The sequence below is a fragment of the Rhizobium sp. P38BS-XIX genome, assembly GCF_012641435.1.
In the GTDB taxonomy this organism is placed as follows: domain Bacteria; phylum Pseudomonadota; class Alphaproteobacteria; order Rhizobiales; family Rhizobiaceae; genus Rhizobium.
This window is the reverse complement of sequence record NZ_JABAIJ010000008.1, coordinates 1-17,495: the sequence shown is the minus strand read 5'-3', so window position 1 is coordinate 17,495 and position 17,495 is coordinate 1. Positions and strand designations below refer to the sequence as shown.

The following is a 17,495-nucleotide window of genomic DNA, read 5'->3' as shown; positions in this document are numbered from 1 at the left end:
CGCCGCCATCAGACAGGAGAACATAGATGACGTTTTCGGATCGTAAGCAACAGCTCCTGCTGAAGCGGCTCGCGGGTGCCGGCCTGCTCCATTCGGAGCAATCCGTCGCGACCGATCGTCCGCGACGCGAAGAGCGTGAAGGACCTTCCGTCCTTTCATCGGCACAGCGTCGCATGTGGTACCATTCGCAACTTTCCGAAGGATCCGCTGCATACAACTTCTGCATCATCCTTCGGCCGGGTAATGCCTCCACCTTTTCCGTCGCTGCCTTGAAGCACGCACTTGAGCAGGTCGTGCACAGACACGAGATCTTGCGGACGCGGTATCGGGCCGGCGTGGCCGGGGTCCCGGAACAGATTATCGAACCATATCTCGCACCCCATGTCACCGAGATCGATCTGACACTGGCATTGAACGATCGCTCGAAAACGCTGGAGGAGAAGCTGGACGAGCTTGGATGCCAGGCGCGCGATGAACCCTTCGACCTTGAAACCGATACGCCCTTGCGCGCATTGGTGGTTCGAAACGGTACGATCGTCGTCGCCGTCATCCTCGTGCTGCCGCATATTGCGGGCGACGGCGGATCCTTCGGCATCGTTCTTGCCGATTTGGAGCAGGCCTACGGGCATGGCGCAAATTCCGACGCGCTGCCGCCGGCATCCAATATCCGCTACTCGGACTATGCCGTATGGGAACAACGACATCTCGGTGATGCCAAAACTCCCGGCAGCCTGCACGCCAAGCAACTGGCGTTCTGGGAAGGCCAGCTGGCCGATCTTCCAGTGGAAATCGCTCTTCCCTTCGACCGCCCGCGCCCGGCTTCACCGACCTTTTCCGGCAGTCAGATCAGACATTGGCTCGGCGAAGGCTTGTCTGCGGCCCTGCGGCAAATGGCGAAAACACATGGCGGCACGCCACTTGTCGCACTTCAGTCCGCCGTCGCCATGGCGCTCGGGCGTGTTGGCGCCGGCCATGACATACCGCTGGGCACGGCCGTCGATCTACGCCATGATTCCACGCTCGACCAGCTCGTCGGCTTCTTCAGCAACACCGTTGTTGTGCGCGTCGACACCACGGAAGACCCTGATTTTGCCGCGCTGTTCCGGCGTGTCCAGGATACGGGTCTCAAAGCTCTCGACAACCGCGATGCACCGTTTGAGAGTGTCGTCGAGCATATCAACCCGCCACGTGTCGCCGCGCGAAATCCACTCTTCAGCGTCATGGTCACCGCCACGAGGCCATGGCCCGAGCTGCAGTTCGGCGATGTGACCATGCTGCTTGAGGAACCCCGGCAGACACAGGCGAAGTTCGATCTGACTTTCGTCGTTCACGACGAAGGCGCAGGCGGGCGGATCGGGGTTTCGCTGCTCTATGCATGCGATCTCTTTGACGAATCCACGGCACGACATCTGCTTGAATTGGTGATCGGCATTCTCGGCCAGGTCGCGCATCATCCTCAATTGCGATTGTCACAGCTGGCCGAGTTCGGTCATAGGCGCCTTGCCCCCGAAGCCGCGTCGCTGGCTGCGATATTGGCAGAGCGCCGTGGCATTCAGCCGACCACGAGGCGTGCCATCCGTCTTGCCGATGGTGTGCATGAGGCTGATATCGTTGCCGCATTGGTCCGGATGCTGGAGCGCCACGATGCTCTGCGTCTGCGTCGCGACCGCAATGGCGGACAATGGAATTTTGCTGACGCGGCCGATCTCTGGGCCTCCCCCATTCTCCTGGGATCAACGGAGGCTGCTGCAGATTCCGAGCGCTTTGCCGCCTGGTTGGTAGCGCCCTCAGGCGATCAGACCTCTACATCGCCACAGGTTTTGACGCTGCAGGCGCCTGGGCGCTGGATTGACGACGAATCGTGGAGCTTGCTGCTTGCGGAGCTCTCGCACCTGCGCTTCGAGACTGGCCCAATCGCGCCGCAGGCAGCCGGGTCTTATGCCGATTGGTTGACCCGCACCGCCGAATTCGGGGTGCGGGAAGACATGGTTGCGCACACCGAAGCCTGGCTGGATATGCTGGATCAGGCAGCGGAGCGAACTGCCGACGACGACATTTCGCAGAACGCGTTCGCGGCAAGCGCACGGGAGCTGGCGCTTCCTGATCTTGGGCAGCAACTTGTTGATCAGATGGCACTCAGAACGGCGGCTGTGGCCGCGCTGCTTTGGGCGAAACGCCATTCGGCCGCGCCGCTCCTGCTCGAAATCGATGAGCCAGACCGCGATCGCTATGCAAAAGGCACGCTGGCAGGCGCCGTCGGCTGGTGCAGACGCAGCTTCCCCATTCTCGTCGCCCCGCCGCAGGGATCGCAGGAGGCGCAATTTACGCCGCAGCTGACCGACAGCTTCCTGCAAGCCGCACGCCAGGTTCTTGGCCTCCATCGCGATGAGGAGATAAACGGTGATTTCGCCGTGACCTACCTTTTGGCGCGCGACGTCAGCCCGGATGTCGCCGGCGCTCTCGACGACGTGCCGCGGCCTGATCTGACCCTCTCCATTGTCACCACCGACGATGGGGATGAGCCTGTCTCGCGCGAGCGCGGACCAAATGATGTGAACGAACAATGGGCCGTGCGCCTAGACCTGCGACGCGGCCGGGCTCTGCTTGACATTGATGCGCGCCGCAGCGCGTCTGAGACCGAAAAGCTCATCGAGGCCTGGCAGAGCGTCTTTGCAGAATTCCTGTCAGCGGTAGCGCCTGCTTCCGCCGGGAAACAGCCGGTAGCCGATACGATTGTCGAGGTGTCGCGCTGGGATCAACGGCGTCTTGAGGAATCGTTCGGCACAGTCCGCGAAGTGCTGCCACTCTCGCCGCTTCAGGAAGGCTTGCGCTTTCATACCGTTGGCGCGGTGGAGGGGTCGAACGAGGTCTACATATCGCAGACGTCACTCGATCTGTTTGGCGAGCTTGATGCCGAACGGCTTCATCTTGCCGTCAAAAGGGCGATCGAACTAACACCTACCGTCACCGCCGGTTTTGCCGAGATCGGTGGGCGGATGGTGCAGGTCGTGCCCGCCGATGTCGAAGTTCCCTGGCGCTCGGAACGCGTAGCCGACGAGAGCGCGGCTCGCCTGATCGCGGATGAAGAATATGCCGCGCGCTTCGATGCCGCCCATCCGCCATTGATCCGCTTTGCGCTCATGCGCATGCCCGACGACGCAGCCGGCATGTGCCATCGGCTCTTGCTGACCGCGCACCACATCCTGCTTGACGGTTGGTCGATCCGCCTGTTCTATCGCCTGATCATCCAGCTCTACCGCGACCCGGCGGGCACGGCCCCTCCGCCGCCCTTCAGTCGCTATCTGCGGTGGTTTACGCAGCAGAATGTCGCCGATGCCGAAACGGTATGGCGCGACGTGCTCGCCGGCAGCGAGGCGACAATTCTGTATCCCAGCGCGCGTGGCCTGGAGGCAAGCGCCGAGCACAGTGACGAGCATGCACTTTCCATCGGCGCCGACACCACCGCGGCGCTGTCGCAGCTCGCACGTTCGGCATCGACGACATTGAGCACCGTCCTCGAGCTTGCATGGGGCACGCTCCTCATGCGGCTGAGCGGAAATTCGAACGTGGTGTTCGGAAACGTCGTCTCCGGCAGACCGGCGGAAATCGAGCAGGTGAACGAAATCATCGGCCTCTTGTTCAACACGGTCCCGGTGCGCGTTCAGGCATATGGACGGCAATCGATAAAGGCAGCGCTCGGCGCCCTGCACGCGCAAAAGGGCGTTTCTCTGCGGCATTCCCATGTCAATCTTACGCGGCTGCAGCAGATTGCCGGGCATAGTCCGCTCTTCGATACGCTGTTTTCGGTCCAGAACCTGCCCGTGTTCGACTTCGCGGACCAGGACGGAATCCGTATCGGAAACGCCGGCGTACGCGATGCGACACATTATCCCCTCAGCATGTCCGTGACGCCGAAGGGAAACGCCATCGATCTGCGTCTGATGTTCCGCAGCGACGTCATCGCAGCAGATCAGGCAGAAGCTCTCATTCAGGCCTACGCGCATATCCTTGAGCGCTTCAGCGGTGACGCTGATCTGCCTCTGCTGGCCATGAACGCGCTGCCCGAGACCAGCACCTTGTTGCCAAAGTCTATTTCAGGCGAAGAGATGGACATCGGCTCGCTCTCCGTTGCCGACCTCCTCCTCGAACAGGCCCTGGCCACGCCGGATGACAATGCCGTCACGGCGGGCGACACCAAGCTCACGTTCGAACAATTGGCAACCGCGGCGCATCGGCTGGCTCACCTCCTTCACTCTCGAGGGGCCACGCCGGAACATCGTGTCGCGTTGCTCCTCCCCCGTTCGGAACTGATGATCGTGGCACTATTCGGGGTGTTCGCAGCGCATGCCGCCTATGTTCCGATCGATCTGGAAACGCCCGTCAACAGAATCCGCTCGATGCTCGATCAGTCGCAACCGACTGTCATCCTCAGCGTCGGCGCACTGACCGGGCTTCTCCCGCCGGAATACCGGACGGATGCACGCGTGGTGCTTCTTGACGCACCCGCAACGCAGGCCGAGCTCGAAAGCTTGCCGAAAACCCTTCCGCGGACCGAACGGCCGGCGGGCTTGAAGCATCTCGCCTATATCATCTTCACCTCTGGTTCGACGGGTGAGCCCAAGGGCGTTGCCGTGCCCTATCTCGGACTGACCAACATGTTCGTCAATCACAAGAAGGCGATTTTTGCGCCGGTTCTGGCATCCCAGGGAGGACGCCGGCTGAAAATCGCGCACACGACCTCGTTCGCCTTCGACGCTTCCTGGGAACAGCTCCTCTGGTTGCTGGCCGGCCATGAGGTCTATGTGATCGATGACGAACTGCGTCGCGATCCCGATCGGTTGCTGCCACTCTTCGATCGCGAGGAAGTAGACGCCTTCGACGTAACCCCGACCTATGGCAGCTATCTGGTCGAGCACGGACTTCTGGAAAGGGACCGGCCGCAGGGAAGAGCAGGAACCGGCGTGGTTTTCGTCTCGCTCGGCGGCGAAGCCGTCGGCCAGGATCTGTGGACGCGCCTGCGTGAGGCGCCGGGTGTCGGCGGCTATAATCTCTATGGCCCGACCGAATATACGATCAACGCTCTTGGAGCAGATCTTGCGGAGAATGCCGAGCCAACGGTTGGCAGGCCTATTGCGAACACGGACGCCTATATCCTCGGCCCCGGCCTGCATCCAGCACCGGTCGGTGTCACGGGCGAGCTTTACCTCGGCGGTGTTGGATTGGCGCGTGGCTATGTCGGGCGACCTGCGACCACAGCGGAACGTTTTGTCGCGAATCCGTTCGGAAAGCCGGGCGAACGAATCTACCGCACCGGGGACCTGGCGCGCTGGCGTGCCGACGGCGGCATCGACTATCTCGGCCGCTCCGACAATCAGCTGAAAATCCGCGGCTATCGCATCGAGCCCGCTGAAATCGAAAATGCTCTCGTCGCGCAAGCAGGCGTGAAGCGCGCGGCAGTCGTCGGAAGAGCCACGCAGGATGGCTCCATGCGTCTCGTTGCCTATGTTGTCGGTGACGGTCAATCGGCTGACGCGGACGGCTTGCGCGAGCTTTTGCGCCTGCAACTGCCGTCCTACATGGTGCCGGCCGTCATCGTGTTCGTCGACGATCTTCCAAGGACGATCAATGGCAAGCTCGATGTCGCGTCTTTGCCCGATCCGGCGACGACGGATATACAAACCGCACAGCCGATCAACGAGACCGAACGCGTCATTTGCGATCTTTTCGCCTCGGTTCTGGAACGTCAGTCGATTGGCCGATTTGACGATTTCTTCGAGTCCGGCGGTCACTCGCTGCTCACCGTGCGCCTGGTCGGCCTGCTTCGCGAGGCCCTCAGTCCGAGCATCAATGTCCGGCAGATCTACGATCATCCGACGCCGGCAGCCCTCGCCGTGTCCCTCGGATCGGCCAAGGACACCAGGGACACAAAGGCGATTCCCAGCGATGCCGATCGCGAGATAAGCCTCATGCGCGCCGATGTTGCTCTGCCTGCAGACATCACGGTTTCCAAGGATGTGGCGATCGCTCCGCAGCCGACCCTGGCAACGATCAACGCGGTGCTGCTGACCGGAGCAGCCGGCTTCATCGGCTCCTTTGCTCTGGCGGAGCTTCTGCGTAACAGCAAAGCCCGTGTCTATTGCCTGGTGCGTGCGAAGGACGATGCGGCTGCGGTCGAGCGGGTCCGCAAGTCGCTGACCCTATACGGCCTGTGGGATGAAGCCTTCCAGCATCGGATCATCGGGCTTGCCGGCGAGCTCTCGCAACCACGGCTGGGCCTAGCGTCGGAGAGATTTGACACACTTGCCAATGATCTCGACGTCATCATCCACAATGGCGGGGCGACGAATGAATTCGATCCCTATTCGCGCCTTGCCCCGATCAATGTCGGTGGAGCGAAAGAGATCCTGCGGCTTGCGGCCGGCGGAAGCCGCGTGACGCCGGTCCATTTTGTCTCGACGGCATCAGTGGTGGCGAGCCGTGGGCCCAATCCTCCCGTGATCATGGAGGAAACCCGCCTGACGATCGACGCGGTGGAAGACACCGGTTATGTCCAGAGCAAATGGGTGGCCGAGGAGCTGATGCATGCGGCGGCGGCACGAGGCCTGCCTGTCATCATCCATCGCCCGGGGCGTGTCAGCGGCCATAGTCTTACCGGCATTTGCAGCACAAGCGTCGGTTTCTGGCACTTCATCCAGTCGATGCTCCTGCTTGGGGCGGCACCGATACTGCGCTCCGATCGCCTCACTCTCGCGCCGGTCGACTATGTGGCGCAGGCGCTTGTGGCACTGATAGAGCGAAGCGATCCGGGCGCGACCTACCATCTCTCCAACCGGATGCAGACAAGCATCAGCGCTATCGTCGAAGCGCTGCAAAGAGCTGGATATCCGTTGGATGTCATGCCGTTCGATGCCTGGCGCGAGCGGCTGACAAACGCTGCGGAAGAACGGGCAAAACAGGGCGACGATTCCCTCTCGGCCATTCTCCTCCTCGCAGGTCACCTCGACAAATATGATGGCCCCGAGGTGGAATCGGCTCTCGGCCAGCAGAAGATCGAGGCCGCTCTGGCGGGTTCGGGCATTGCGCCACCGCCAGTGACGGATGCGGTGCTCGATCGCTACGTCAGGCACTTCATCAAGGCCGGCTTCTTTCCCGCTGTCGACGACGGGCAGGAGGCATCTGTTCGCAGCTGATTGAGCGCATGAAAAGCGCCACACCGCCAATGCATTGGCGGTGTGGGGTTGTTAGGATCGAACAAGCGTCTAAACGCGTGCCTCAGATACTGGGGAATCAAGGATCGCCCACGTTCTGACAAATCCATCATCAATTTCGAACTGGATCAGTATTTCCTTGTTCTCCGGGATGCATGGGTGCAACGGCTGTACGATCGAGAAAGACAAATTCTTCTCGTCGCAAACGCCATTAAAGCGTGCGGCCTCAAAGCCGAAAAACTGACGAACGACGGGGTGGAGCGTCTTGAATATGGTTTCCTTGGCGGAGAAAATTAGCGTCGCAAGAGTGGCCGCATCAAGCATTGTCTGCTGAAGAACGCGAGCGCGCTCTTCCGGAGAAAGAGCCTCCTTCAATATGGCGTCCAGAGCCGCCCCGCCTGCGATCTTTTCCACATCGAGACCCACGAGCATGTCCGAACCTGCTATCACAAGGCAGGCGCATTTCCCGTGTGAATGGCTGATCGAGCCGGAGATGCCGCGCGGCCAAAGGGGTGCACCCTGCTCTCCAATGGCGATGGAAGCTCTGGGACGATGCAGCTTTTCCAACGCAGCTTGAGCCAGCATACGCCCAGCGAGAAACTCGCTGAGCCGCTTCGGAACGGCATTGATCAGCCGCATTGGAAAGTCGACATCATAGGTGTCAAAGAGAGAGCGGTTGTAAGCTTCAACCGCATAATGCGCCTGCAGGACAACAAGCCTGTCAGGATACTCACTGAGGATCGCTACATCGCTCAGGAAATGATCGGCCTGCTCCTGCAGGCGGCTTAAATAACCACTCATATCCAATCAAAACCAGCGTGTGGCATCACAAGCGTGCTTACAGGCGCAGAGATAACTTATCCAAAGATGCGACACGAAACTACGAAGCGACTACCATTCCATAGGTGACACTTCTATGCAGTCTTATTGCCACTCACACCATTGATAAGCCAATGCCATGTCCTGTGAAAATGCGCTTCGACATCCTGACGTGAACTGAATTCATTGCTGCCCATCATTGCCGCGGCCGTCGGCAACGCGACCATACAGTGAATGAGATGAGAGGCAATCTCGGTTGCATCGCCCGGGCAGATCGCACCGACTTGCTGCGCTTCACCGACGGTCTCGACCAGCTTTGCCATGATGGGATCAGGCTGCGGCGGTATTGGCCCGTTCTTTTCAAAGACAACCGCCTCGCTGAATGTGATGCGCTTCAGAGCAATAAGTTCCGGCTCCATGTTCACATGCAAAAGCTGCAGTACAAGGGACTTCAATCGCTCCAACGGACCGCCAGAAACGGCCGGCATGCTTTCCAATCTCGCGACCGCGCTTCTATGCGCATGATCCACGACCGCCTCGAATAGTACGACCTTTGAAGAAAAGCGGCGATAGACGGTATCCTTGCCTGCTCCGCAATGCGATGCAACCTGCTCCATTGAAGTGCCGGCAAACCCCCTGCCCGCGAAAAGCTCCGTAGCGGCAAGTATAATTCTCTCGGCAGCCATATCCTGATCTGCCTTCGGCGGGCGGCCTATTCTTGCCACCGCACCCATGCTTCTTGCGACCATCTTCTTCTCCGTCTCGTCACCTCCCGGCCAGTCTTATGACGTTGCACACGCTTGCCAACATAAAAGTTGACGAAAGCATTCATATTAACTGGACAGGACGTACCCGTTTGATTTAATCAAGTATCAAAATTTGACAGCTTCTACCATGGGGATAATTCGTGAAGCACAGCCTTTCATTAAAGCATATTTTGCTGGTATCCACTTTCCTTGTTCCAGTCACGCAAGTCGCCGCTCAGGAAAAGAGCACGCAATTGGCGCCGATCGTCGTTCAGGGCGCAAGTAGTTCCAACGATACATCCGATAAAATCATCGCCAAGTCGACTCGCTCGGCAACAAAGACTGCAACGCCGGTGGTGGAAACACCACAGTCAATCTCGACAGTCACCCGCAAGCAGATCGATGAGCAGAACCCGCAGACCGTCAGCCAGGCGCTTCGCTATACATCCGGCGTCCTTGCGGACCGGGATACGAACTCACGTTACGACTCGGTCTTCCTGCGTGGTTTCGGCAACTTCGGCACCGCGACCAACTTCATCAACTATCTCGACGGGCTGAAACTACCGCGCGGCCAGGCCTTCGGCACGCCGTCGATCGACCCGTTCCTCCTCGATCGCATCGATGTCCTCAAAGGTCCCTCTGCACTTCTTTATGGCCAGACAAGCCCCGGCGGTCTCATCAATCAAGTCAGCCGCGAGCCGTCCGATGTGAAGTCGAACGAATTGCGCGTCGAAGGCGGCACGGATGGCCGCATTCAAAGCGGACTTTACTCGACAGGCCCTCTCACCAGCGACGGCAATTGGCAATACGGCGTTTCGGTCATCGGCCGCTCTTCGGGCACGCGATATGACCATGTCGACGAGAAGCGCATCGGCGTTGCGCCATCGCTGAAGTGGGAGCCGGATAAAGATACCTCGCTCGTCATCTCCGGCTATTATCAGCGCGATCCAGATGGAGGCTATTTCAACTCGGTCTATCCGAAGTTCCTCGCCCCTGGAAATCTCGGCCGTTACCTCGGGCCGAGTTTCAACGTCGGCGACCCGTCTTACGATTCCTTCGAGCGCAATCAGTACGGCGCCGGTTATCGGTTTGAGCACAGCTTCAACGATCAGGTCACGGTCCGCTCGAATTTCCGCTACTCCGGCCTTGATGTCGACATGCGATCGCTGCAGATGGCGGGGCCAATGTCGGCGGCTGGGATCATCCCCCGCTACGCGTTGCACTCCATTGAAGATGCGAAGGGCTTCTCCTTCGACAATCAGGCCGAGTTCAAATTCGACACGGGTGCCGCCAAGCACACCCTGCTCGCCGGCGTCGACCTTCAGCACTCCGATAGCAGCTGGGAATACCAGATGGGCGGGGCGACATCGATCGATGTGACGAACCCGATCTACGGCCAGCCCGTCGGTCCTTTCTCGACGTTGATCAACAGCAATCAGTCTCTCCGCCAGACTGGCGTCTACCTGCAGGACCAGATCGAATTCGGCCAGCTCCGCGCCGTTCTGGGTGTCCGCCACGATTGGACCAATCAGGATTCGGACAATCTCCTTTCGCACTCGTCGTCCGACCAGTCCAGCAACGCGACAAGCTACCGCGCCGGGCTGCTTTACCTGTTTGACAACGGTATCGCGCCATACGCCAGCTATTCGACATCCTTCGAACCGACCATCGGCACGGATGCGAACGGCAATCCGTTCACGCCGACGAAGGCGCAGCAATATGAAATCGGCGTCAAGTATCAGCCGACCAATATCGATGCGCTCTTCACGCTTTCCGCCTTCGATATCAGACAAAACAATGTGCTCACACCGGGCGCGATTCCGGGCTTCTCCATTCAGCAGGGCCAGGTCCATTCTCGCGGCCTGGAATTCGAGGCCCGCGGCAATATCACCACCAATCTGGAGCTCATCGGCGCGATTTCGGTGCTCGACACGGAGGTCTCCAAATCCACCGATACATCGATTATCGGCAATCGCCCGCAGGCGGTCCCGCGCTACTATGGCTCTCTTTGGGCGAACTACACGCTCGATTATCCCGCGCTTGAGGGCCTGAGCGTCGGCGGCGGTGTCCGCTTCGTCGGCTCGAGCTTCGCCGACGATGCCAACAAGGTGAAGGCGGAAGGCTATGCCCTTCTCGACGCAGCCATGAAGTATGATTTCGGTGCGAAGAACCCGAAGCTCAAGGGGCTGGAGGCGACACTCAACGTCACCAATCTCCTGGACAAGGAATACTACTCCAGCTGCAGTTCGAACTACTTTTGCCAGTACGGAAATGGACGGACTGTTATCGCTGGCCTGAAGTACAAGTGGTGAGATGACATCGATGATCACGAGACGCCGGTTCTGCGCAACCGTTGCCGCCGCGGCAATCCTGTCACGAGTGACGCCGGCTCTGGCGGAACCGTCGCTCAAGGTCACCGATCTGGCGGGGCGCGAGTTACAGCTCGCCGCCCCGCCGAAAAGGATTATCCTGCTGGAAGCGCATGATCTGCTGACGATGTCGCTGCTGCATCCCGACCCCGCCTCGCTGGTCGTGGGTTGGGCTGCCGTTGATAGAATCGACAGCGAATTGCTGCAGACACGACTTCTGAACAATCACTCCGTCAGCGTCGTCGGCAAGCAGACACCCGATACCATCTCGATCGAGGGGCTGATCAGCCTCTCGCCCGACCTTGTCGTGACGACTGCCTTCATGACACCTGACGGCGACAAGAACCCTATGGTCGAGCGCCTGAAAGAGTTGGGTATCCCGGTCGCCTACAGCGATGCGGCGAGCAACAGCACGACGGCCGCGCAGGAAAGCGATCCGGTTGCCGAGCTGAAGGCATCCATGCGCCTGTGGGGCACGCTTCTCAATGCCGCCGACAAAGCCGACGCCTTCACCGCCTTTTTTGACCGGGAGCTTGCCAAGATTGCATCCCTTATCAAGGACAGCAAGCCGGTGACGACCTACCTGGAGGTGCAGTCGACGCTCGACGATTGCTGCTGGGCCGCAGGACGAAAGGTCTGGGGCGAATTGCTGGCGCGGGCCGGCGGACAACCTTTACCTGAGGTCACCGCGCCGTGGTTCCAGCAGCTATCCCTCGAATATGTCGTCGCCACGCCACAGGATGTCTACATCGCATCGGGCGGCGGCTGGGTTTCGGGCAGTCGCCCCGCCATCGGCCCCGGCATCGATCCGAAGCTTGGCCGTGAGGGTCTGCAGCGGTTGATCGACGGCAGAACCGGCTTCGACCAGCTGCCGAGCGTGCGCAACAAGCGCGTCTACGGCATCTGGACCGGCCTGATTTCCAATCTGCCGCTGAACATCCTGTTTGTTGCACTGGCTGCCAAGTGGCTGCATCCGGACCGCTGCGCCGATCTCAACCCCGAAGCTATTCTGGATACGATCAACAAGGATTTCGCAGCGTTTCGGATCGAAGGGCCGCTTTGGGCCTCGATTTAATTTCATGGAGCCGATTTCAATGACCTCAACTGCCAATAGACGCTATAGCGCGAGGGCAGCCGTGCAACTCGCCAGCATAGACGACTATATCGACCCGATCGTCGAGGCGATTTCGACGCACGACATGACTGTTGAAAAGCGAGGGACTGTCCATCACATCCGATCGCCCTTTGGCAATGCCACATTCGAGCCGCGCCAGGGCGGCTTCAAACTCACTGTCGAAGCTGGTGACCCCGGCGGCATCAACCGGCTGAAGCATGCGCTCGTCGGGCCGATCTGCTTCATTGCAGCCCGCGAAAAGCTCGATATCCGCTGGGAAGGCGATCATGCCGAGCCGGCGCTTCCAGACGACCTCCGCATTCTGCACGTAGCATCCATCAGCGATATATCGCCCGGCTTTCGCAGAATCATATTTCGCGGTGAAAACCTTGAACGATATGATCGCGACGACCAGCTTCACTGTCGTCTCATCTTCCAGCCTCGCGATATTACCGAACCGCTCTGGCCGATGCTCGACCATCGAGGCCATGTCGTCTGGCCTGCGGACGGAGCCGTGCCGACCCGCGTCTACACCATCCGCCAGATCGACATCGGCAAGGGTGAGCTGATGATAGATTTCGCGCTGCATGCCAGCGCCGGCCCCGCGACGCGTTGGGCAATGGATGCGCGCATCGGCGATCTTGTGGGTATCCTCGGCCCCGCCGCCAACGGTCCTAAGCCCGCAAGCTTCCATGTGCTTGCCGGCGATGAAACCGCACTGCCGGGGATCGCCAGAATTCTCGAAATGCTCCCCGCCGACGCCATTGGTCACGCCTTTATAGAAGTGAATGCCAAAGCCGACGAGCAGACGTTGCGGTGTCCTTCCGGCGTCACGATCCGCTGGCTATACCGCGACGGCGCCGCGGCGGGTACGACACCTCTGCTCGCAGATGCCATCGGCGCGATCAGTTGGCCGGACGATCGCAGCAGCGCGTTCTTCTGGGGCGGGTGCGAGCACAAGGCCTTCAGCACGATTTACCGCCACCTGAGACAGGTCGTCCGGTTGCCGAAGGACCGCCTTGTGCTTTACTCGCACTGGCATAGATCCATGAGCGAGGAAGAGATCATCGCGCGCGGCGCTGAAGCCTATTTGCCGCAATAATTCGCACGCAAAAGTATAATATTCGCCTCGATCGCCGTTGACGTAAGCGGGGCCTCTCCCACGCCCGCTGCCGCGAGCGCTGGGCTGCAACGGGAAGCTTTTCAAAGCATGCTTCTTTCCGGTGTCATCGCGTCGACGTGAAAACACCTTAGGTTGATCGAAAGAGTTGCTTCGGGACCATCATCACGTCTTCGCAAGCCGATGACCTCGAGCTGAAAGGCTCGCCCACCCCAGCATTTCCCCCGATATTGTTGGGTGGGCGCGGGTTGCGAATGCTGTATCGAAGGCCCGTTACATCCCGCGATGTATGTTGCACGCGTCGCGCGAATCAGTATTCCATTATAAATTCACTTAGAGCCTTGTTGTCTCGTAGCCTCAAGGCCGCCTGTTGAAAAGATCACCCCAACACACGCAAATCTGTGGTGAATCTACAACATTCAATTGAATTGTGTGCTTAGAAAACGCAATCTCGAGGAATTGTTGCATTAGCAAATTGCCACTCAATCGATTTCGATATTAGTAACGTTCAGTGAGGGGCGTAAGCCACAAGTGTGACTATACGATTGTAAGAGCATAACCCTGCTTTCTGGCGGCGCGTTTGCTCGGTTTTTTGGGTTGGGCAAATGAAGCGCTATGAACAGCTGCGTAATGAACTTGCCGGATGGATGGGTTTTCTTTGGAAGGAAGCCGGCGCTTCACATGAAAAATCAAGGAATACATTGAGTCACTTTATTGGGCAGGCGTCCAACGAAGGCGTCGTGGAATCTCACAGCTCAAAATCGATACTTGATAGCTTTTACAAGTTGGTTTCAAGAATAGCGCTGACGCTTCTTCTGATCTGCAGCGGCTTTACACTCACCGGCCCCACTGTGGCCTATGCCGCCTGCACAACCTTCAATGTGCCCGATGCAAACACGACCCCCTCGACCAATCCGATGGCCTCCGGGGGCACGATTACGATGCCCGAACTCGGCTACCAATGTGATGATTTCGGCCTAAATCCTTTGAGCACGGCGCATAAGTTGCCTTCTCACGGGACCGTACAAGTGTCCGGCTCAAATAACGAAACGGTAATTTATACGAATAATGGTGATGGCGCGACCAGTGACAGTTTCATTTTGGAAGATGCAAGCGCCCATCCATTCACGATCAACGTGGCGATTGCGGTATCAACAAGCCCTATCACCGTCTCTCCGGCGACAGCCGCTACACCCAATGTCGGGACGAACTACAGTCAAACATTAAGTGCAACCGGCGGTACGGCTCCCTATACGTTTGTTCTGTCTAGCGGTACGCTGCCATCAGGCCTGTCCTTCAGCGGTTCGACCATAAGTGGGACGCCCAATCAGGCAGGCAGCTATAACGTTACGTTCACAGTCACAGATAGCGCTAGCCTCAGCACCACGAAATCCTATTCGCTAACGGTTCCAAACCCCTCCAGTGGCATTACCGTTGCGCCGCCCCCGACAGCCAATCTGAATACGCCGTATAGCACAACCCTCTCCGCTTCGGGTGCCCTGGCACCCTACACGTTCGCATTGCAAAGCGGCTTCTCGTTGCCGCCCGGTCTCTCTCTGGCCAGCAACGGTACGATCAGCGGAACTCCGACGGCGCTCGGCAACTATAATTTTCAAGTCGTCGTAACCGACAGTAGCCCTCACTTGAGTTCGTCGGGAGGCCCTTACTTCAGGTCCGTGCCCGTCAGTCTGTCCGTCCAAAACTTGCCGCCGCCCGTCGCCAATCCGGTGTCGGCGACGGTTGGTCATGGAAGCACCAACAATTCGATTACGCTCAGCCTCACGGGCGGAACCGCTTCAACGGTGGCCGTTGCAATTCAGGCGGCACATGGTACTGCGACAGCTTCTGGAACGACGATCACCTACACGCCGACCGCAAGCTATTCAGGGCCTGACAGCTTCACCTACACGGCCACGAACAGTGCGGGCACATCGGCTCCTGCGACAGCCAGCATCACCGTGTCACCGCCGACGATCGCCTATTCGCCGACCAATCCTACAGCCGCGACCGTTGGCGTCGCCTATAGTCAGTCGATCGCAAGCGCAAGCGGCGGTACGGCGCCCTATACGTATGCGGTTACGGGCGGCGCCTTGCCTGCCGGCCTGACTCTGGCATCAAACGGAACGATCAGCGGAACCCCGACGGCGGCGGGCAGTTTCTCCATCCAGGTCAACGCAACCGACAGTTCGACTGGCACCGGGCCGTTCAGCTCCGCTCCGGCTCCGCTGACCGTTACGGTCGGCGCGCCGACGATCGCCGTCAGCCCGACCACGCTTCCCAACCCAACCGTCGCTCTTGTGTATAACCAAAGCGTTTCCGCCTCAGGCGGCACAGGTCCCCGCACCTTTTCGCTCACAGGCGCGTTGCCGACCGGCCTTTCGCTCAATACGTCGACGGGTGCGATCACCGGTACCCCGACGGCAGGCGGTTCCTTCACCTTTACTATCACCGCGACGGATAGCTCGACAGGCACGAGCGCGCCGTTCACCGGTTCCCGAAGCTACACCGTGACTGTGGCAGCTCCGACCATCACCGTGGCGCCGACGACGTTGGCTGCTGCGACCGTTGCCACCGCTTACAGCCAGACAATTACGGCTTCAGGTGGGACAGGTTCCTATACCTATGCAGTGACCACAGGCGCCCTGCCCGCCGGCATGACACTCGACGGCCCGTCGGGATCGCTTTCGGGCACGCCGACGGCCGCCGGCAATTTCGCCTTCACCGTCACGGCAACGGACAGTTCGACGGGCTCGGGACCCTATACCGGCACGCGCAACTATACGCTGACTGTCAACCAACCAACGATATCGCTCAATCCGGCGACCCTCACAGCGGGCACCGTGGGAGCCGGCTACAGCGATACTGTTTCGGCATCGGGTGGCGTCAGCCCCTACGGCTATACAGTCTCCGCAGGTGCACTACCGGCTGGCTTGACCCTCGATGCCTCGACGGGCGTGATCTCCGGCATTCCGACGGCTGGCGGCACTTTCAACGTCACCGTGAAAGCAACCGACAGTGGAACCGGCACGGGCGCGCCATTCAACGGAACCAGGGCCTATACCCTGACCATCAACGCGCCATCGGTCGCGATCGCGCCGAACACGATTGCCAATCCCTCTGTCGGCGTTATCTACAGCCAGACCTTCACGACGTCGGGTGGTACCGCGCCTTACACCTATGCGGTCACCGGCGGAACGCTGCCGACCGGCCTTGCCTTCAACGCGGCAACGGCCGTGCTTTCGGGTACACCCACAGCCGCCGGCAGCTTCAGCTTCAGCATCACCACGACGGACAGCTCGACGGGTGCTGGCCCTTACAGCAACACTGAGACCTATAGTGTGACGGTCGCCGCCCCGACGCTTTCGATCGGTCCGGCATCCCTCACCGCAGCGACGATTGCCGCATCCTATAGCGAGAGCTTGACGGCTTCCGGCGGTACTTCGCCTTATACCTATACGATCATCGCCGGTTCCTTGCCGCCAGGGCTGACGCTGTCATCCAGTGGTGATATCACGGGCACGCCGACTGGAGGCGGAGCTTTCAACTTTACGGTCACGGCGACGGATAGCACCGTTGGCGCAGGCGCGCCCTTCACCGTCGCAAAGCCCTATACACTGACGGTTGGCGTGCCGACGATCGTGCTGAGCCCGTCGGCGGGCGCGCTTCCGGGTGGCACGGTCGGGTCTGCCTACAGCCAGACGATGTCAGCCTCCGGGGGCACAAATCCCTACAGCTATTCGGTGACGGCGGGTGCGCTTCCGACCGGGCTCAGCCTCAACACCTCGACGGGCGGGATTACGGGCACGCCGACGGCTGGCGGCACCTTCAACTTCACGATCACCGCGGCGGACAGCTCGACTGGAACCGGCGCACCCTTTACGGCATCCAACACCTACAGCATCACGACCGTGGCGCCGACGATCACGATTGCGCCTGCGACATTGGCGGATGCGCCGATCAATCATGCCTACAGCGAGACGCTGACGGCCTCGGGCGGCATCAGCCCCTATAGCTTTGCCGTAACGACCGGTTCTCTTCCCGCAGGTCTGACCCTGTCGCCAAGCGGCCTGCTATCCGGCACACCGACGGGTGCCGCTACCACAAACTTCACGGTCACCG

The 17,495-nt window shown here is 59.8% G+C and carries 7 protein-coding genes; 5 read left to right on the top strand and 2 right to left on the bottom strand.

All coding sequences use genetic code 11. From position 1 onward, the window contains the following. Positions 1–26 precede the first annotated feature (26 nt). Positions 27–7,190, top strand: coding sequence for a non-ribosomal peptide synthetase (locus HGP17_RS23595; protein ID WP_168812901.1), 7,164 nt, complete (start codon positions 27–29; stop codon positions 7,188–7,190). Between the two features lie 69 nt (positions 7,191–7,259). On the opposite strand, the gene HGP17_RS23590 is transcribed toward HGP17_RS23595, so the two are convergent. Beyond that, positions 7,260–8,009 (bottom strand): 4'-phosphopantetheinyl transferase superfamily protein, encoded by a 750-nt coding sequence (locus HGP17_RS23590; protein ID WP_246704201.1) that lies wholly within the window; start codon positions 8,007–8,009, stop codon positions 7,260–7,262. A gap of 113 nt (positions 8,010–8,122) precedes the next feature. Continuing rightward, on the bottom strand, positions 8,123–8,776 hold the full coding sequence (locus HGP17_RS23585; RefSeq protein WP_168812899.1) for a TetR/AcrR family transcriptional regulator: 654 nt from the start codon (positions 8,774–8,776) through the stop codon (positions 8,123–8,125). A gap of 158 nt (positions 8,777–8,934) precedes the next feature. Between HGP17_RS23585 and HGP17_RS23580 the strand changes: the two genes are divergently transcribed. From HGP17_RS23580 to HGP17_RS23565, 4 genes are all read left to right on the top strand, one after another. Beyond that, on the top strand, positions 8,935–11,085 hold the full coding sequence (locus HGP17_RS23580; protein ID WP_168812898.1) for a TonB-dependent siderophore receptor: 2,151 nt from the start codon (positions 8,935–8,937) through the stop codon (positions 11,083–11,085). Positions 11,086–11,095: 10 nt separating this feature from the next. Next, positions 11,096–12,217 carry an ABC transporter substrate-binding protein gene (locus HGP17_RS23575; RefSeq protein ID WP_168812897.1) on the top strand — a complete coding sequence of 374 codons (1,122 nt, stop codon included), beginning with the start codon at positions 11,096–11,098 and terminating at the stop codon, positions 12,215–12,217. Between the two features lie 19 nt (positions 12,218–12,236). Next, a complete protein-coding gene (locus HGP17_RS23570) occupies positions 12,237–13,358 on the top strand; it encodes a siderophore-interacting protein (protein WP_168812896.1) in 1,122 nt (373 codons plus the stop codon). Positions 13,359–14,404: 1,046 nt separating this feature from the next. Beyond that, a partial coding sequence (locus HGP17_RS23565; protein WP_168812895.1) for an Ig domain-containing protein occupies positions 14,405–17,495 on the top strand: 3,091 nt, incomplete at its 3' end.